Source organism: Bacillus sp. ISL-75 (assembly GCF_018613095.1).
The window spans coordinates 43,353-60,980 of the sequence record NZ_JAGGQX010000017.1 but is presented as its reverse complement, the minus strand read 5'-3'; the positions used below and the strand labels follow the sequence as shown (position 1 = coordinate 60,980).

Below are 17,628 nucleotides of genomic sequence, written 5' to 3'. Positions count from 1 at the left end.
ATCCCCATGCCTGGTTGACCGCCCATTCCCATTCCTGGTGATCCGCTCATCCCCATTCCGGGGAAACCGCCCATTCCCATTCCTGGGGAACCGCTCATCCCCATTCCGGGGAAACCGCCCATTCCCATTCCTGGTGATCCGCTCATTCCCATTCCGGGAAATCCGCCCATTCCCATTCCTGGGGAACCACTCATTCCCATTCCGGGGAATGACATCATACCTTGTGAACCTAATGCCATGTTTTCACCTACTTTCTTTTGCATAATATGCTAAAAGAAAATATGGGAGCTTATTTTACCTATAAATTAGGCGAAATACCCACCGATTCTTATGTAAAAAACTAAAGGGATCCTGCAAATGAAGCTGCTGAGCCATGGATATGACAAAATGAACCCCCTCTTGTTCTCATAAGGTCGTGTACACCAATCCAAGGATCACATTTATAGACTAGAATAGAATTTACCCCTCAGCATCCATATATTCACTACCTAAAATCCACTTTCCATCTTTTTAAAATTATAGTATAATATCATTTTGGAAAAACAGATAAACATCAGGTATATAGTGAATTTTTATAATAGCATAAAGGAGTAAAATAGATGTCAAAAAATTACTGGCTCACCACAGAAGAAATGCTGGAAAAGAAAAAGCGCAAAAAGAACCTTACTTATAGTTTTATAGCCATAGGAACTGTTCTACTAAGTGCATTTGTAACAATCCTAGCAAACGGTATCTAACGATCTAGTAAGCAGAGCCCAATTCCCATAAATAGGTTTGAATTTAACTTTTTTAATAAAATCTAAACGGTTTATTCATAGTTTGTTCATGATTAAGTAGTACGATTAATACATGAAGAGGACAACATTTAACTTTTTCTTTTTCATGACCCCCTTTTAATATATTTTGTAGATCCGGCATCTTGCCGGATATTTTTTTAAGAAACTTTATGCATACCTTATCTAAATTATTTTTAATTTTTATAATATTTTTATTTTAATTTTGATGTTATTACAATATAACTTGTTCGCAGTTAATCGTAATCCGCTTAATTCAGTATTTGTTTATTTTCAAGCGGTTACAAATTGCTATTGGAGAACACTTGATATACCAATATTATTTACCTTTTTTCAAATATTTTTACTATTTCATTCCCTGTTCACATGAAAAATCCACTATGTTACTATCAGAATGGGATTGGAATCGTATTATCATTAGAAGACGAAGAATAAGGAATCAAGTCATCATGCCTTCCAAACCATTGTTGGAAAAAAATATTATTTTACGAGGTGTATGATGGAAGCAATCGAATCTGCTCAAATTGAAAACATGGAACTTTTACAGGAAATAGTTACTCTTAAAACGAAACTAAGCGAAATATATAATCAAATAGGTCCAAGCAGTTCCGAATATATTACACTTTCAATCAGACTTAATTTACTTATGAATAAATACTTTGAGGAAAAAACCGTAAATCTAATGAATTAGGAATGGCATGAGACATTCAAAAACCCTCTTACCTACTTTTGTAGATATGGGGGTTTTTGTTTGTTTGAAATTTCCTCTTAACCATGATGACTTTAAATGTATTGATTTTCATTTTCACTTTTTTCCAATACAATCCGAATCATTTCAAAAAACAAGAAGTTAAAAAATATCCAGACACTCCCATAAACATAGCCCCCAACAATATCACTCGGGAGTATTTCGGTGGATGCAATATTTGCTATGGTTAACCCCATTAATAAAACTAAAGTAAATAAAGGGCCTAATACTGGCGTAATAGTCATTTTTGGATGACGGACAAGTAAAAATATGCATGTCCCATAAATAATGATTGTTAAAGTGGCACTTATATCAGGAAAATTATCTGAATGAAATTTTCCTACAAACCCTAATGATTGAAGATAGGAAAAAATCTGCATGATGGATTCATGAAACAGCCTAGCTCCTAAAATTGCAACGATGAGAAGAAGATACTCTAGGATCCTGTTCTCTCCTTTTTTCCAAATACGGATGATGGTTATGCCGATCATTGCACAAATAGCATACAGAGATTGAAATACTAGAAACCCCTTCATCCAACTCATATAAATAACAGATGTAACCATATATTCCGCTATTTCATTAAACTGAGTAAACTCATTGAATAAATAATCTTGAGCCATTCCCAGCATCAAGGTCACCATACCAATTAAAACTAAAGTGAGAAAAGTAAGAAAGATCTCTGTTTTTCTTATAGTTTTTAGTCGATTAATTAGCCATGTTAACAAACTAATAAATAATTTTTTAATATGATTTTTATTAAACCGATAGACCAAATACCCAGCTAGAAATACTGCTATAACAATAATAAAAATAAGAAAATATTTTCTTGCTGCTTGATGGAAAGCCTCCCAGCGAGGTCCCAGTACTTTTCCTAATGTAATAAAACAGAATCCCCATAAAAATGAACCGATATATGCAGGAACTATAAATTTTCGAAATGGCATTCTAGAAATCCCAGAAATATAACCAGTGAAATGCCTAATCCCAGGAATGAAATAGGCAAAGACCAGCAATTTACTACCTGAACGTTCAAACCAAGCAGCTGTTTTTTTATATCTTTCTGGTCCAAGGTGAATATATTTGCCGTATTTTTCAATAAGTTTATAGCCACCTGCCTTTCCAATCCAATAGGTTACAGTAATTCCCGCCCCCCCTGAAACAAAGACAGTCATGAGAGCCAAAAGGTAATTCATTTTTCCCTGAAATACAAAATACCCAGCATAGCTCATTAAAAATTCGCCTGAAATAGGCAGGGCCATAAGTTCTAGAAAGATTCCTAAAAATAGAATCAGATAACTGTGCTGTTCAAATAAAGTGATTAAGTATGACAAGTAAATGCCTCCATTAAAATAAATATTCCTTCAACTTTAGTTCTAAATACAATGTAGCACGATAAATGATTTCATTTTCCATCTTAATGAATTCTTAATCTTGTTTTGAGAGAACAAAAAGGATAATAGATAAAATAAAAAAGCTATTCCCTTTTCGAAAAGGTTACTAGCTTTTTTACAATGGATAATAAATTAAAGTTTTTTAACCCTAATTGGACTTACCATTAAGAGAGCGAGGATTAAGGTGATCCATGCATTGCTATATAAAAACAATCCCATACCAGCCAATGGCAATCCAGCAGCGGGAATAGGTAATCCTTTAAAATATCCAATGGTTGGTTTAACACTAAATTTAGCTAATCTCAATGCCCCCATTGTTGGGAAAAGGATAAATGCCAATGAAGTTAAAATGGAGGGCGCTGCTATCGAATGAAATAGAAGTGCAGGAGCAACTCCGAAGCTAACAATATCAGCTAAAGAATCTAATTCTACGCCAAATTCACTATTCACTTTTAATTTTCTCGCTATTCTTCCGTCAAGAAGATCTAAGACTGCCGATAAGAAAATAAAAATGGAGGCTAGTTCAAAAAAGCCACTCATATTAGAGGTAATTGAAAGAACACCGCACAATAAATTTCCAATCGTAAATAAATTAGGTATAGCCTTTACCATATGATTAAACAAGGTAGCCCCCCTAACGAAGACAAATCTTCCCCATTTAAGTAGCATTTTCTATATATCCTTCCGTTATTCAAAAAAACAAGCAAATAAAAACAAAGTGAAGAACAAATTTTCTTTTTCCATCTTAATGAAAAATTAATCTTTTATTAAGGGCGCGTACAAGTTAGTTTTGTAAACTTTAAATTGCCCAATTAGATTGCAATACCATTCTTGAATTCAAGACAGAAAACGATAAGGTTATTTGGGTTAATTTTATTTAAAAGATGGGGGAGGTAAAGCAATGAAAAAATTCGTAGAGGCAACCATGCAAAGAGGCATTCTTATGATTGTGTGTGTTGTCATCATTTTGGGTTGGGGCGGTATATCTGCTTACCAGATGCAAAGAGATTATTTGCCTGGGATTAACAATACTACCCTTTCAGTTAGTATGAGGGTACCAGGATATCAAGCAGCTCAGGTAAAACAGCAAGTGACAGATAATTTATCAAGTGCCGTCAAAACAGTGGATGGTTTATCCAATGTTGAAACCACTTCTTATGACGGTGGATTATTTATGAGTTTGTATTTTCCAATGAATACAGACATGAAGCAAGCAGAAGATCAAGTAAACAAAGCCTTGGCAAATGCAGATCTTCCGTCAACTATTACGAGCACTCCTTCGGTAACAAGATTAACAACTAGTTCATTCCCAATTTTGACTTACAGTTTAACAAGCTCAACATTGGATGAACAAACACTACGTTCCACTGCAACACAGGAAATTGCTAAACAATTAAAATCTGTCCCTGGTGTAGCGGATGTATCCGCAATTGGGGGAGCAAAAGATGGATATGTATTAACTGTCCGCATGAAAGACCTAGTGAAAAACGGATTAACATTGGATGATGTGAATAAATCGTTTGCTTTGGCGGTTCCATCCATGCCACAGGGGAATATTGTAAACAACCAATTATCAATCCCAGTATCTTTTGATGGGTTACCATTAACTGAGCAGCAAATGGAAAACGCAACCATTAAGAATAAGGAAGGAAAAGTAATTCCTGTTTCAGCCTTTGGTACCATAACGCATTCCTTAAATGACGTTAAAACCGTCTCCAGAACAAATGGAGCGCCAAGTGTTACTTTAAATGTAATCAAAACACCATCAGCAAATATCACAGATGTTACAGATCAAGTAAAGGACCGTGTTTCACACCTTCGCTTGGATATGGTAAATCCAAACGATGTTTCTTTCCAAGTTTTACTTGACCGGGAAAAAGAATTAAACAGCTCTCTTTTCGGATTAGTTAGAGAAGGCTTACTTGGTTGTTTATTCTCAATGATTTGTGTGTTCTTCTTTTTCCGAAATGTAAGATCCACATTATTAATTGCGATTTCACTGCCAATTTCATTGTTAGCGACAACTGCCTTCTTAAAGTCAATGGGTATCACATTAAACATTTTAACGGTTTCAGGTTTGATTGTAGCCATGGGTCGTATTGTCGATGATTCCATTGTTATTTTAGACAACATGTATCGAAAACGGGAAGAATCGAAAGATAAATCCTTACTTTTCATTCTTGCATCATCAGTGGTTGAAATGATTCCTGCGATATTGGGTTCTACGTTAACGACCATTGCTGTTTATATTCCGATCGCCTTTGTTGGGGGAGTAATCAGTGCATCGTATAGCGGATTTGCTTGGTCCGTTGTGATTGCACTCATCATATCTTTCTTTGTAGCAATGCTTGTCATCCCTGCTCTTGTTTTTATGGGATGGAAAGGTGGAAATTCTACAAAACAAACGGTCAAACTAGATTCGACAATGAAACCACTATTACAATCAGCTTTTAAACATAAAAAAGCGATGATTATTGTTTCGATCTTAGTCTTTTTAGGTGCAGGCATCTATTCTGCATTTCTTCCAGTAAGTTTATTGCCTAGTGGAAAAATTGGACAAATCGCCATCAAGGCTGAATTACCTAAAGGAAGCACGTTAATTCAAGTAGATTCTGAAGTACAAAAAATCGAAAAAGCATTAAAGGAAAATCCAAAAGTCGATGCTTATTCAGCAAATTTTGGTTCGACGATGACACCACAAAGTGATGACGTGTTTGACCAAGGTGGAGGTTTTATCACCTATCCAAATGTCGCAAATTTATCTGTTGTGTTGAAAAACGACAAGGATGCGGATTCTGTGATTAAACAATTACAAACTCAGCTTCCAACGATATCTAAAAATGTTATTTATACCGTAACAAGCCAGAACATTTCTGGTGATGATTCACAAATGCGTATCTTGTTTACAGGTTCAGACCAAGCAACATTGGATCAAGTAGCTCAAGAAGCAAGAACGAACTTATCAAAAATTGTGAACCTAAGTGTAGATGGAAAAGTGGATTTAACAAATGGTTCACCAAAATACAAAGTTACATTTGACCAAAAAGCAATTCATGATAAAGGTGTAAAAATTACTGACATTCTAACGGTCATTAATCGTTATATGTCTTCATCTAAAGATGCAACGATTACGGTTGACCATAAAGCACTTCCTGTGGATCAATATTTAGATCAGATTGCAACAGGAACAAATTCAACTATAACGTTAAATGCTTCTGCGGATGATGTTTTAGCATCTCTTGCTGCTGAAACTTTTAAAGGAACAAATGGCGAAATGGTTCGTTTTGATCAGTTAGGTAAAGTTTCAAAAGATACCACTCCTTCTACTATTAGCGAAAGAGATGGTCAACCATTCTCCCTTGTGACAGCACAGATTACATCAAATGATATTAGTAAAGTGTCAAGCCAAGCAGACAAGGCTCTAAGCAGCATGAAACTTCCTAAAGATGTAACGTACTCATTGGGAGGAATCACTGAACAAGTAAAACAAATGATTTTCGATATGTCTGTTGCCGTTGCATTTTCTATACTTTTAGTATTACTTATTACCTCTTTTATCTTCAAAGGATGGAGAGCACCATTATCAGTACTTTTAAGCATCCCACTTGCTTTAAGTGGTGTCGTAATAGCATTAATTCTATTCAACGGAGAATGGAATTTAGCAGCATTAATTGGTATTCTGATGCTTACTGGTATTGTAGTAACAAATGGTATTGTGTTAATTGATAAAATTGAAAAAAATAGAAAAGAGGGTATGCCGGTTAAAGAGGCTGTTTTAAGTGGAAGTCTTTCTAGGATCCGACCGATTTTAATGACAGCAGCTGCAACAGTTCTTACTTTGTTACCACTTGCCTTTTCTCATAATGCAGATACCGTAATTTCTCAAACACTCGGCATTGTCGTAATTGGCGGTATGGTAACATCGACAATCAACAGCTTTATTATCATACCAATCATTTACGAGTGGTTGCATAAAAAAGCAGGAATCAAAAACATTAATGCAACAAAAGAAAAAAGTATCAGCTAAAAAATCTTTTAAGGATAGTGAAGATGTCCATCAACCATCACTAAATCTTGAGTTTCCTCAATTATTAATAAAGCGCGCCATGCCAATCATTACTGGAATGGAGAGAATCAGTACCTTGAAGCCAAGGCAGGAGAAACAAATGACAAATAGCACCGCATTTTGCGGTGCTATTTTAGTTTTACAATAGGAAACGTAACCTGTAAAAAATGCTGTCTCTATTACTAACAAACTTACTCCCAATCAAGATTGACCTTATTTCTGTTCTAACCTCTCAAGAATCCTTCTTTTCCTATAAAGCATAATCCCTGTCTCAGCAAGGTCATTAATCATTGACCTGTTTGTAAATGCACCAAAAATCATCCCAGCAATAGGTACCATTTGAAACAGCTTCTTCCACCCAAACTGGTCTCTGTATGTATAGACAACCTCACGCCAGCCTTGCAGCTGCGACATCATTTCACCTGACCCGCTCCCTTGTTGATAATAGCTGGAAAGCTCATTCAAAATCGCACGTTTGCCGACAATATCCGCTGAGGAAAACTGCAGGCATTTAATTATAAAAATTCGTTCGCTTTTTTCGTTAGGATCATATCCATGAATGATAGCAATTTCCTGCAGCGTTTTTAATGAAATGCCCATTAAAGCCGGAACATCGATCGCAAGAGTAAAAATCCCGCCGATTCCGGTGCTCGCTCCTTGAATCGTCGCAAACTTCTTTCGTTGACCGGTCAACTCTTCGCTTATCTTATTCATGGCAGCTAAAGGGATCTCCTTGATATCAGCTATTTGGTTAATCGGCTTACCTGTCTCTTTTTCAATTTTTCCAAATAGATTATCTTCTTTAATTAAATAGCTGCCGCCCGTCTGAATATAGTTACCGACCTCTTCAAGTAATTTCCCCACTTTATTGTGGATGAATTGAGGAGTGATTTTATCGAGAATCTTAAATGGCAGTCGTCCCAGGCGATCCCAAATCCACAAATCGCTTTGGCCATTTTCCCACTTCTCAATAACAGTTAGCTCTTTCAATAATTCATCTCTTGTTTCCATTTATACTGAGTCACCCTCGTTTGTTTATTTTCTACAAAATTACCCTTATTCTCATTAATAAAACATACGTATGATCAATGGAAAGGTTTCAGGGTTTGTGGTTTTTTAGGTCGAGGTGTAAACACCATCATCTTTCATCCCATTAGGAAAGTCCAATATTTACGCGAAAAAAATCAATTAGCAAAGTTATTCTGCCCGTAATCATAGAAAAAACAATCCGTGGTAACGATTAGAGGTTAATTGTGCCCGTGACCTCGGGAAAAAGGAACTAACGGTAACGATTAGGGGTTAATCGTGACCTCAGGAAAATGAGACCTGACCCCAAAAGACTAGATTGTTCGGAGAATGACAAGTCACGGAATCAAAAAAAAGACAGCGAGTTATTGCTCGCTATCTCCCTTCCATGACTATTTCTTTTCTAACACATTAATAAATTCGCGTAGATAGTCAGGCAGATCCGGTGGACGACGACTGGACACCAGGTGACCGTCCGTTACAACGGGTTCGTCATACCAAATCGCGCCTGCATTTTCCATATCATCTTTGATCCCAGGAGTACTGGTTACTTTTTTTCCATCAAGGATTTTTGCAGAAACTAGTACCCAGCCTGCGTGGCAGATTTGTCCGATTGGCTTTTCATCCGCATTCATCTGCTGAAGCAGAGAAAGGACTTCCGGGAAGCGTCGGATTTTATCTGGTGCCCATCCTCCTGGAACTAAGATTGCATTATAGTCTTTAGCGCTAACCTCACCATAGGCAAAATCAGAGATCGCAGGTACTCCGTATTTACCAATATATTTTTCCTTTGCTTTTTCTCCGGCAAGATGGACGATTGCCCCCTCTTCCTGAAGTCTGAGAATCGGATACCATAACTCTAAATCTTCAAAATCATTATGAACGAGACTTATTACTTTCTTTCCTTCTAATCGCATGGGTTTATTTTCCTTTCAAATGAGGGAGTATTAATGCTTGGAATCGGATCATTCAGTAGCTTCATATTTCTTTTGATTATACAGGGATTTGTCCTTTGCACCAAATATCTCACTTTGTGGGAAAAAAAGTAACCGCCCAATCCAGATAGATGGGCGGTTACTTCTTTGCTTTTTATCCATAATGGTTGTTGGTTAGTTCCCCTATGGTAAGGTCGGATCAATTACTTTCCAGAACTGGTCGGCAACAACTTGATAGCCTGCTAGACTTAGATGAATGTCAAATGGATTTGGAAGATACAATGGATAGTTTGATGCAATCACATTGTAAGTCGGCACATACGTATCGTGATTGGCTTTGGATAGCGTTTCGATTTTACTATTAAACGCAAACAACAATGGCAGCAGCCCGGCCTGTTGCTCCGCAGGCAAATAAGGGAAGGTATTGTAATAACCCATGACATAAACCTTCGCATGGCGGTTTAAATTATCAATCGTTTGTAAAATAACTTGTAAATTCAGAGATGCACGGGCAATTGCAGCTGGCGCAGTACTACCAGTTGGGTCGGCCTTTAGAGCCCCTAGAAGGTCAATTCCCCCAATATCAATGGTAATGTACTCAGCTTCTTTAATTCCTGCCCTTACCTCTTTGTTAGAAAGGACATCTTTCAACAATTGGGCTGAAGTATAGCCAGGGACAGCATAATTATCATAATCAACTTTGTAACTTTCTTTCTCAAAATCTTGTGCAATGTAATCAGGATATCCTACATCACCTGGACCAAAGGGCGTATACCCTACTGCGAGCGAATCCCCTAGGGCCACATAATCAATGACCGGTTTTTGAGGACTTTTTGCGGCGTTTGCAGGGCCTTTTGCAAAAGCGTTAACGGGTAAGGACATAAGTAAAGCGCCAACTAATACTAAACTCTTGAATTTTTTACTAATTTTCATAACACCTCTCCATTCGTTATAAAGTACATTACTATTTTAACAAAGAGGTGTTATGTTCGTAATTAAGAATGTTTAGTCAAAAATCTACAAATCTGATCTTTTATTTTTATTTTTGAGCAAAGTCATCATCTCAGGGTCCTCAGGAATAAAGTTCACCCCATATTTCAACCTTTCCTACGAAAATGACCTCTTCACCGACAAATTCCGTTCAGAATTTGTCAATTTTTTTGTATAAAAGTATATTTATAGAATCAAATTGTTTAACCGAATGGAGATTCCTCCTCATTTGGGTAGGAACCTTTTTTATGGTGCCTGACACCAAACCTTAGTTTTTATAATACTTTCGCCTGTAAACGAATAAACATGTACAAGCGAAAGGGGATTAGCATGGACAATCATGGCTTCTTCAATTTTGTAATCTATAAGTTATTAACTATTACGCTAGAGTTCATCTCCCTTTATCTCCTGATCCTATGGTCTGAATGGTTTGCGGAGAAAAAAGGCTATAACCTTTTTGAAAGAGCGTGGTTAATCACCCTAATCTCCATGCCAATCTTAACTTTGATCCTTTGGACGATCATAATCGGAAGATTCCATTTGTTTTAATAGGTGGCAGAAGGAGTTGAAAATTTATGGAAGAAAAAAAAGTGACGTGGTTAGAACTTTTTTATGACTTGCTATTTGTAGCAGCAGTTGCAACTACTACTCATGTTTTACTTCATGTTGAAAAAGGTTATATTTATCCAGAATATCTATTAAAGTTTGCTCTAATGTTTATCCCGATATGGTGGTCTTGGACTGGACAAACAATGTTTATCAATCGGTTTGGACAAGATTTTTTGCATCAACGTATCTTTATAATTCTTCAAATGTTATTTGTCCTTGTTATGACATCCAGCTTATCGGAAGATTTTGATCAATACTATCTCCCTTTTCTTATCGGCTATATTGGAGTAAGGGCACTAACGGCAATTCAATATCTTGTTGTTCAGAATCTAGAAGAAGGGGATAGAAAAACGGCTGCTCGGTTTTTAGGAACATGTTTTGGGATTGGAGTCCTCATCTCATTTCTCTCTATCTTTTTTGATTCGTGGATTCGATACGCTGTGTTATATGCAGGAATTATTGTCGATGTTATTGTGCCTGTTTTCGGACGCAAGTATTTGGTAAAAGCCCTGACCAATACGGCTCATTTATTAGAACGATTTGCTTTATTGACATTAATCCTTTTTGGAGAATCGGTCGTCAGCACCCTATTTGTACTACAGCCCCAAAAAGGTGATTGGAATTCGATCTCATTTTCGATTATTTCATTTATCCTTATTATTTCGATGTGGTGGCAATATTTTGATAATGTAGAAAAGAAGGTAGATAAGTCGATTCATGGGGCAGGACAAACTATTATTTACGGACATCTGTTTATTCTAATGTCGTTGAGCATGATTGCAGCATCTATCAAACTGATGTTTTTATATGAGGTCCATTATTCATTTATCGTATATTTTGTATTTAGTTCTGTATTGCTCTATTTCATTTCAACTACCATTGTTTTTCATCAATACAGGTATGAACAACACCGTCTGAAAATTTATCATTTAGGGTTGTTTTTAGGGATTTTAGCAGCCTTTTTTATTATTAATTTGATCATGGTAGTTCCAAACATTGTCATAATGGGAGAATTAACTCTATTTTTTATCATCTATGCTAAATTTACAACCACTTAATAAAATACGGACTCGGCTTGAAAAAGTGCCAGTGATTTCAAAAGTTGTTCTTGACCTTTTGCATTCCGTTTCTCCTTCATAGATACCAAAAATTAAGCTGCCTAGAATTACCGGCAGCTTTTTGAAGTAGTTATACTAAATAATCAATCAGTTTTACTTTAGGCTGGCCAAAGATTTCCGCTTCAAGCCTACGTCCGGTCGGGGTAGCCGCTAGTCCGCCTTCGGCTGTTTCCCTTAAAGAAGCCGGCATTGACTGTCCAATTGCATACATGGCTCCAATGACTTCGTCACATGGAATCCTGCTGGTTATCCCGGCAAGGGCCATATCGGCTGCTGTTAAGGCATTCGATGCACCCATTGCATTCCGTTTCACGCAAGGCACTTCAACGAGGCCGGCAACCGGGTCGCAAACAAGACCCAGCATATTTTTCAAGGTGATGGCCATCGCTTCTGCTGATTGCTTTGGCGTACCGCCAGCCATTTCAACGATTGCAGCTGCAGCCATACCTGAAGCCGAACCTACCTCTGCCTGGCAACCGCCTGCAGCCCCTGAAATGGACGCATTGTTTGCAACGACAAATCCAAACGCCGCTGCCGTAAATAAAAATTCAATCATTTCCTGCCTAGTTGGATTGAGTTTATCCTTAACCGCAAATAATGTACCCGGGACAACCCCGGCCGAACCGGCAGTTGGGGTGGCACAAATGATGCCCATTGCTGCATTGACTTCATTCGTTGCAACCGCCTTGCTCACCGCATCCAACAGCAATGTGCCTGTAAGGGACTTTCCGCTCTGAATATAGTTTTGCAGCAATACTGCATCTCCGCCTGTGAGTCCTGTGCGTGATTTTACTCCATTTAAGCCCCGTTCGATAGCCCGTTCCATTACCGTCAGGTTCTGATCCATTTTGGCAATCACATCTTCACGGGAAAGGCCAGTAACTTCTATTTCCTGCCGAATCATAATTTCGGCTATTTTAACCTGTCGTTGTTCCGCCAGCGAAACAAGTTCAGCTACATTACGAAACATAGGATTTCCCCCTGCTGTCTTCTATTAATTTATGTTCGTGCCCGAAAACACCTATTTATACAACCATACGGATTACACTTATAACGTTATCCAGCTTTTGCACCCCGTTGATTACCTGGTCATCTAGCTTTTCATCGGACTCAATTACCATGATTGCCATGTCGCCTTTATCTTTCCTGGACACTTCCATATGACTGATGTTTATTTTATTTTGCGAAAGAATGGATGTTACAGAGCTGATTACTCCAAAACGGTCATTATGAATGACCAGTATTGCAGGGTCACCCGATAATTTTAGTTTGAACGAATTGATTTCAGTTATTTCAATGGTTCCTCCGCCAATGGAGATGCCGATAATCTCCAACTCTTTATCTTCATCAAAAAGATTAATCTTTACTGTGTTTGGATGTTCTGTAATGGCCTCTTCCTCTTGAAAGATGACCTCCATACCCAATTGTTCCGCTATATCCAATGTGTCGGGTATCCGCTCGTCGAACGTATCAAAATCCAATAAGCCCGCCACAAGAGCCAAGTCTGTTCCATGTCCTTTATACGTTTTTGCAAATGAGCCGTAAAGCGATAGAACAGCCTTTTTCGGCTGGCCCTCGAATAGGGTTCGGGCAACGCGGCCAATCCGGACTGCACCAGCTGTATGTGAACTGGAAGGCCCAATCATAATCGGACCAATGATTTCAAATGCTGATCGATACTTCATTGTTTTCACCTGAGTTCTATAATTAAGATTCTCTACATAGATGTTCCGTTTGTTTTCAGCATGCAGCCTGCAAGAAAAATAGGGACAATTGATGAAAACTGTCCCTATTTACTGCTTCTTATATTAACAGCTTCCTTATACCCTTCCGTTTCTCCTACAATCAAACAGTCAGGAGTTTAGATCGCTTTCCTCTCCGTCAGATCCTCTGCTTGAAGATCCGCAGGTACACGCTTGTTAATTCCGAAAGCATAAAAGCTGATGACCACAATAGCCAAGAACACAATACCCGCAATCAGCGATACACGAGTGTCTTCATTGAACCACATACCGACAAGGACCGCTACCAGATAGGCAATTGTCACATAGTTAGTGACAGGCGCAAAAGGCATTTTGAATGGATGAGCCGCCATTTTTTCAGCATGGACTTTCCTGAACTTGATTTGGCTGATCAGAATGACAAACCAAGGAACCATCCCAGGAAGAACACTTGAAGCATAGACGTACACAAACAGTTTTTCAGGTGCAATATAACTTAAAACAACTCCAAAGCCAAGGCCGATTAGTACGCCAATTGTACCGAATAAAGGCACCCCATTACTTGAAACCTTCGCAAACGCTTTTGGAGCTTGTCCATTGACTCCAAGTGTATAAAGCATGCGCCCTGCGCTATAGATACCGCTGTTACAGCCAGACAATGCAGCAGTGATAACCACAAAGTTAATGATTCCAGCTGCAGCAGTAATACCGATTTTTGCAAAAGTTGCTACGAATGGGCTTCCGATCGCATGTAATTGATCCCAAGGATAAACTGTAACAATAACAAAAATTGCGCCAATATAGAAAACGAGGATACGCCAAATAGTACTTTGGATCGCGTTTCTAATTGTTTTCTGTGGATCCTTCGCTTCACCAGCTGTAATACCGATAAGCTCTACACCTTGATAAGCACCAACAACAAGTGATAGGGCAAAGAGGAACCCTTTAAGTCCGCCAGTAAAGAAACCGCCATTTTTCCAGAGGTTTGATATGCCGATCGCATCTCCTCCGTTGCCAATGCCGAAGAAAATCAGGCCGAAACCTGCAATAATCATCAATACAATCGTAACTACTTTAATCAAAGCAAACCAAAATTCGAATTCACCAAATGATTTTACAGAAATAAAGTTAGCCGCCCCAAGGATAACCATTGCGATTAGGCCTGGAATCCAAGCAGGAAGATTTGGAAACCAATAATGCATATAAGTACCGATTGCGATAACTTCCGCCATACCGACAACTACCCACTGAAACCAGTTACTCCAGGCAGTCATATATCCCGCTATTGGATGGATATACTTATAGCCAAATGTTGCGAAGGAACCTGTACTTGGTTCCAAATAGAGCATTTCGCCCATGGCGCGCATAATCAAATATAGAAATATTCCTGTAATTGCATAAGCAAGCATTACGGATGGCCCCGTCCAGCCTATCGTGCTGGAAGACCCCATAAATAGACCTACACCAATCGTTCCGCCCAACGCAATCATCTGAATATGGCGTGAACTTAAACCCCTATTTAATTCCTTGTTTGCCATTTAAATTTCCCCCTCTTTATTGTCAAATTTCTAATATACACGAACGCGTCCATCCGGAAAATACATTTGTCTTTTTTCCGCAGATGAATTATAATAGTTTTTATAGAAGAGAGCGTTTTCCTTTACCCCAGATTTCATAAAATAGTTTTGGGAAAGAAAGGTAATAATTAATAGGCTAGTGCAAGCTCCCTAAAGGGAATGCCTAATTTCTCTGATAGGTTTTCCAACATATCTTTTGTCATACGGTCCAGGTTATATTTAGGATTGAAATCCCATTCCTCGCGTGCAGCAGATACATCAAGGCTATTTGGCCATGAGTCTGCGATGCCTTGGCGTACAGGGTCAACATTGTATGAGATTTCGAATTCAGGAATGAATTTTCTAATGGATGCAGCAATTTGTTCCGGCTCAAAGCTCATGGCTGTGATGTTAAATGCATTGCGGTGCTTCAATCTTGAAGGATCAGCCTCCATCAATTGAATGATAGCATCGATCGCATCAGGCATATACATCATATCCATATAGGTTCCTTTGCCAATGAATGATATATATTTCTTATTCTTAAGTGCTTCATAGTAAATATCTACTGCGTAGTCGGTTGTTCCCCCGCCTGGAAGAGTTTTGTATGAAATCAGTCCAGGGAACCTTACTCCGCGTACGTCTACACCGTATTTTGTAAAATAGTAGTCGCAAAGCAATTCACCGGATACCTTTGTGACGCCATACATAGTAGCTGGTCTTTGTACCGTATCCTGTGGTGTCATTTCTGCCGGTGTTCCTGGTCCGAAAGCAGCGATGGAGCTCGGTATAAAGAGTTTCAGGTTTAGCTCACGTGAAACTTCAAGGGCGTTCATCAGGCCACCCATATTCAGGTCCCATGCGAATTTTGGTTTTGCTTCTCCTACTGCCGACAAAAGGGCTGCAAGATGCATGAGGGTATCAACTTCATATTTTTTGCAAAGGCCTAGCATTGCTTCGTAATCCATAACATCAAGTATTTCAAATGTACCACCCTCGATGACTGGATTGCCTTCGATATGGCGAATATCTGTTGCAACAACGTTTTCTGTTCCGTACATTACTCTGAGACGGTGTGTCAATTCCGAACCGATTTGGCCGAGACAGCCAGTAATAAGAATTTTTTTCATATGACGGGACCTCCTGAGGTTTATTTACCCTTATTTTACTGAAGCAAGAACACTTTTATCCTTGGTGAAATTGTAAACGTTTAAATAATAGACAATTCTTTACCTATTTTTCCATAGACTGCCAAAACCTCATCAAGCATTTCCTTGGTATGCGCAGCAGTAGGCATATTTCTAACTCTGCCTGTACCTCTAGGAACTGTTGGGAAGGTGATTGATTTTGCATAAACGCCTTCTTCCATCAGCCTGCGCGAAAATAATTGGGTCAGATCTTCTTTTCCTATGATGCATGGGGTAATTGGTGTTTCGGAATGTCCAATTTCGAAACCAAGGTTCTTTAAGCCTTCTTTTAGGTATCTTCCGTTTTCCCAAAGCTTTTCAACTTTTTCTGTCGATTCGGTCATGATATTGATCGCTTCGATACAGGCGGCAGCATCTCCCGGAGTCAATGAGGTTGAAAACAGGAATGGACGTGCACGGACTTTCAGCCAGTCAATCAGCTGCTCTGTACCTGCTACATATCCGCCTACGACGCCAATCGCTTTTGAAAGGGTCCCAATCTGTAAGTCAATTCGGTCTGAGAGGCCAAAATGCTTAACCGTACCAGCACCGTTACCCATTACACCAGAACCATGGGCATCATCTACATAAGTGATTAACCCAAACTCATCAGCAATTTCGACGATTTCCGGAAGCTTTGCTACATCACCGTCCATTGAAAAAACTCCGTCTGTGATGTACATGACTTTTTCGTATAAACCGCTTTCAATTGTCTCTTTCGCTACTCGACGCAAATCGTCCATGTCCTGGTGCTTGACGCGGATAATTTTCGCTCCTGACAATCTGCACCCATCAATAATCGATGCATGGTTCAATTCATCCGAGAGAATGGCATCCTTCTTTGTCATCAGGGCTGAAATAGCACCCATATTGCAATTGAACCCGGATTGGAAGGCAATGGCAGCTTCGGTATGCTTGAACTTGGCAATTGTTTTCTCCAATTCATTATGGATTGTCAATGTACCATTGATTGTACGGACCGCACCGGCCCCTAACCCATACTCTTCGATTGCTTCATGCGCTTTTTGCTTCATTCTTTCATTATTGGCAAGGCCAAGATAGTTATTGGATGACATATTGATTAATGATTTGCCATTGATGGTAACTATAGGGCCGTTTGGTCCTTCTACAGTATCAATGACATTGTAGAGGCCGTTTTCCCGCAACTCGTTCAGTTGGGGCGTTAAGAAATCCGCTAAAACCTTTTTTGCCAAAATAATTCCTCCTTTTAAATTACCCTTCAGTTTCTTCACATAACACCTATTCGTTTTGTTTCATCGTGAATTTATTATCAAAAAAATTGGAAACGGTTTCAAACGAGTGCAAAAAAAACAATTACATCACGAAAATTACTCCCGAAATTTTTCAATCCTACTTTTGAACGCAAGATGTTATGCTATGGAATGGGAAGTGTAATAATAAGCTGGTTTAGTTGATCCCCAGATCAACCGTATTAGAAATGCATAGATTCATATATTTCAATG

Annotated in this window: 16 protein-coding genes; 5 read left to right on the top strand and 11 right to left on the bottom strand. The window is 38.6% G+C overall.

Translation table 11 applies throughout. The features are described 5' to 3' along the window. Positions 1-239 (bottom strand): hypothetical protein (locus J7E63_RS07500; RefSeq protein ID WP_215010884.1); only part of this gene is annotated, 239 nt, incomplete at its 3' end. 360 nt (positions 240-599) lie between these two features. Between J7E63_RS07500 and J7E63_RS07495 the strand changes: the two genes are divergently transcribed. Both J7E63_RS07495 and J7E63_RS30720 read left to right on the top strand, forming a co-directional pair. Next, complete coding sequence (locus J7E63_RS07495; RefSeq protein WP_214717761.1) at positions 600-737, top strand: hypothetical protein; 138 nt, start codon at positions 600-602, stop codon at positions 735-737. A gap of 553 nt (positions 738-1,290) precedes the next feature. Next, a complete protein-coding gene (locus tag J7E63_RS30720; protein ID WP_483861481.1) occupies positions 1,291-1,485 on the top strand; it encodes a Spo0E family sporulation regulatory protein-aspartic acid phosphatase in 195 nt (64 codons plus the stop codon). Between the two features lie 92 nt (positions 1,486-1,577). Here the strand turns inward: J7E63_RS30720 and J7E63_RS07490 are convergent, their stop codons facing one another. Both J7E63_RS07490 and pssA read right to left on the bottom strand, forming a co-directional pair. After that, the gene (locus J7E63_RS07490; protein WP_215010883.1) at positions 1,578-2,876 is read right to left on the bottom strand and encodes a VTT domain-containing protein; all 1,299 of its coding nucleotides are present in this window, start codon (positions 2,874-2,876) and stop codon (positions 1,578-1,580) included. A 192-nt stretch (positions 2,877-3,068) separates the two neighbouring features. After that, positions 3,069-3,560, bottom strand: coding sequence for a CDP-diacylglycerol--serine O-phosphatidyltransferase (pssA, locus tag J7E63_RS07485; protein WP_214717757.1), 492 nt, complete (start codon positions 3,558-3,560; stop codon positions 3,069-3,071). A 277-nt stretch (positions 3,561-3,837) separates the two neighbouring features. Here pssA and J7E63_RS07480 point away from each other — a divergent pair, with 277 nt between their 5' ends. Next, positions 3,838-6,963 carry an efflux RND transporter permease subunit gene (locus J7E63_RS07480; protein ID WP_215010882.1) on the top strand — a complete coding sequence of 1,042 codons (3,126 nt, stop codon included), beginning with the start codon at positions 3,838-3,840 and terminating at the stop codon, positions 6,961-6,963. After that, positions 6,935-7,150, top strand: coding sequence for a hypothetical protein (locus J7E63_RS07475; protein WP_215010931.1), 216 nt, complete (start codon positions 6,935-6,937; stop codon positions 7,148-7,150). Before J7E63_RS07480 ends, J7E63_RS07475 begins: the two co-directional genes overlap by 29 nt. A 65-nt stretch (positions 7,151-7,215) precedes the next feature. Here J7E63_RS07475 and J7E63_RS07470 read toward each other — a convergent pair whose 3' ends face one another. The 3 genes from J7E63_RS07470 to J7E63_RS07460 form a co-directional block, all read right to left on the bottom strand. After that, a complete protein-coding gene (locus J7E63_RS07470; RefSeq protein ID WP_215010881.1) occupies positions 7,216-8,013 on the bottom strand; it encodes an EcsC family protein in 798 nt (265 codons plus the stop codon). Between the two features lie 407 nt (positions 8,014-8,420). Continuing rightward, positions 8,421-8,945, bottom strand: a complete 525-nt coding sequence (locus tag J7E63_RS07465; RefSeq protein ID WP_215010880.1) for a type 1 glutamine amidotransferase domain-containing protein — start codon at positions 8,943-8,945, stop codon at positions 8,421-8,423. Between the two features lie 201 nt (positions 8,946-9,146). Beyond that, positions 9,147-9,896 carry a GDSL-type esterase/lipase family protein gene (locus J7E63_RS07460; RefSeq protein WP_215010879.1) on the bottom strand — a complete coding sequence of 250 codons (750 nt, stop codon included), beginning with the start codon at positions 9,894-9,896 and terminating at the stop codon, positions 9,147-9,149. A 632-nt stretch (positions 9,897-10,528) separates the two neighbouring features. Here J7E63_RS07460 and J7E63_RS07455 point away from each other — a divergent pair. Next, complete coding sequence (locus tag J7E63_RS07455) at positions 10,529-11,620, top strand: low temperature requirement protein A (protein ID WP_215010878.1); 1,092 nt, start codon at positions 10,529-10,531, stop codon at positions 11,618-11,620. A 130-nt stretch (positions 11,621-11,750) separates the two neighbouring features. Here J7E63_RS07455 and sdaAA read toward each other — a convergent pair whose 3' ends face one another. The 5 genes from sdaAA to J7E63_RS07430 all read right to left on the bottom strand — a co-directional run bounded on the left by sdaAA (position 11,751) and on the right by J7E63_RS07430 (position 17,358). Continuing rightward, positions 11,751-12,650 carry an L-serine ammonia-lyase, iron-sulfur-dependent, subunit alpha gene (sdaAA, locus tag J7E63_RS07450; RefSeq protein ID WP_168240965.1) on the bottom strand — a complete coding sequence of 300 codons (900 nt, stop codon included), beginning with the start codon at positions 12,648-12,650 and terminating at the stop codon, positions 11,751-11,753. Between the two features lie 55 nt (positions 12,651-12,705). Further along, complete coding sequence (sdaAB, locus tag J7E63_RS07445; protein WP_215010877.1) at positions 12,706-13,365, bottom strand: L-serine ammonia-lyase, iron-sulfur-dependent subunit beta; 660 nt, start codon at positions 13,363-13,365, stop codon at positions 12,706-12,708. Between the two features lie 176 nt (positions 13,366-13,541). Then, on the bottom strand, positions 13,542-14,939 hold the full coding sequence (locus J7E63_RS07440) for an amino acid permease (protein ID WP_215010876.1): 1,398 nt from the start codon (positions 14,937-14,939) through the stop codon (positions 13,542-13,544). Between the two features lie 167 nt (positions 14,940-15,106). Next, complete coding sequence (locus J7E63_RS07435) at positions 15,107-16,087, bottom strand: L-threonine 3-dehydrogenase (RefSeq protein ID WP_215010875.1); 981 nt, start codon at positions 16,085-16,087, stop codon at positions 15,107-15,109. Positions 16,088-16,167: 80 nt separating this feature from the next. Further along, positions 16,168-17,358, bottom strand: a complete 1,191-nt coding sequence (locus J7E63_RS07430; RefSeq protein WP_215010874.1) for a glycine C-acetyltransferase — start codon at positions 17,356-17,358, stop codon at positions 16,168-16,170. Positions 17,359-17,628: the final 270 nt, after the last annotated feature.

Coding starts and splice junctions, on each gene's coding strand:
- J7E63_RS07495 (WP_214717761.1), top strand. CDS start 600: ATGTCAAAAAATTACTGGCTCACCACAGAAGAAATGCTGGAAAAGAAA.
- J7E63_RS30720 (WP_483861481.1), top strand. CDS start 1,291: ATGATGGAAGCAATCGAATCTGCTCAAATTGAAAACATGGAACTTTTA.
- J7E63_RS07480 (WP_215010882.1), top strand. CDS start 3,838: ATGAAAAAATTCGTAGAGGCAACCATGCAAAGAGGCATTCTTATGATT.
- J7E63_RS07475 (WP_215010931.1), top strand. CDS start 6,935: ATGCAACAAAAGAAAAAAGTATCAGCTAAAAAATCTTTTAAGGATAGT.
- J7E63_RS07470 (WP_215010881.1), bottom strand. CDS start 8,013: ATGGAAACAAGAGATGAATTATTGAAAGAGCTAACTGTTATTGAGAAG.
- J7E63_RS07465 (WP_215010880.1), bottom strand. CDS start 8,945: ATGCGATTAGAAGGAAAGAAAGTAATAAGTCTCGTTCATAATGATTTT.
- J7E63_RS07460 (WP_215010879.1), bottom strand. CDS start 9,896: ATGAAAATTAGTAAAAAATTCAAGAGTTTAGTATTAGTTGGCGCTTTA.
- J7E63_RS07455 (WP_215010878.1), top strand. CDS start 10,529: ATGGAAGAAAAAAAAGTGACGTGGTTAGAACTTTTTTATGACTTGCTA.
- sdaAA (WP_168240965.1), bottom strand. CDS start 12,650: ATGTTTCGTAATGTAGCTGAACTTGTTTCGCTGGCGGAACAACGACAG.
- sdaAB (WP_215010877.1), bottom strand. CDS start 13,365: ATGAAGTATCGATCAGCATTTGAAATCATTGGTCCGATTATGATTGGG.
- J7E63_RS07440 (WP_215010876.1), bottom strand. CDS start 14,939: ATGGCAAACAAGGAATTAAATAGGGGTTTAAGTTCACGCCATATTCAG.
- J7E63_RS07435 (WP_215010875.1), bottom strand. CDS start 16,087: ATGAAAAAAATTCTTATTACTGGCTGTCTCGGCCAAATCGGTTCGGAA.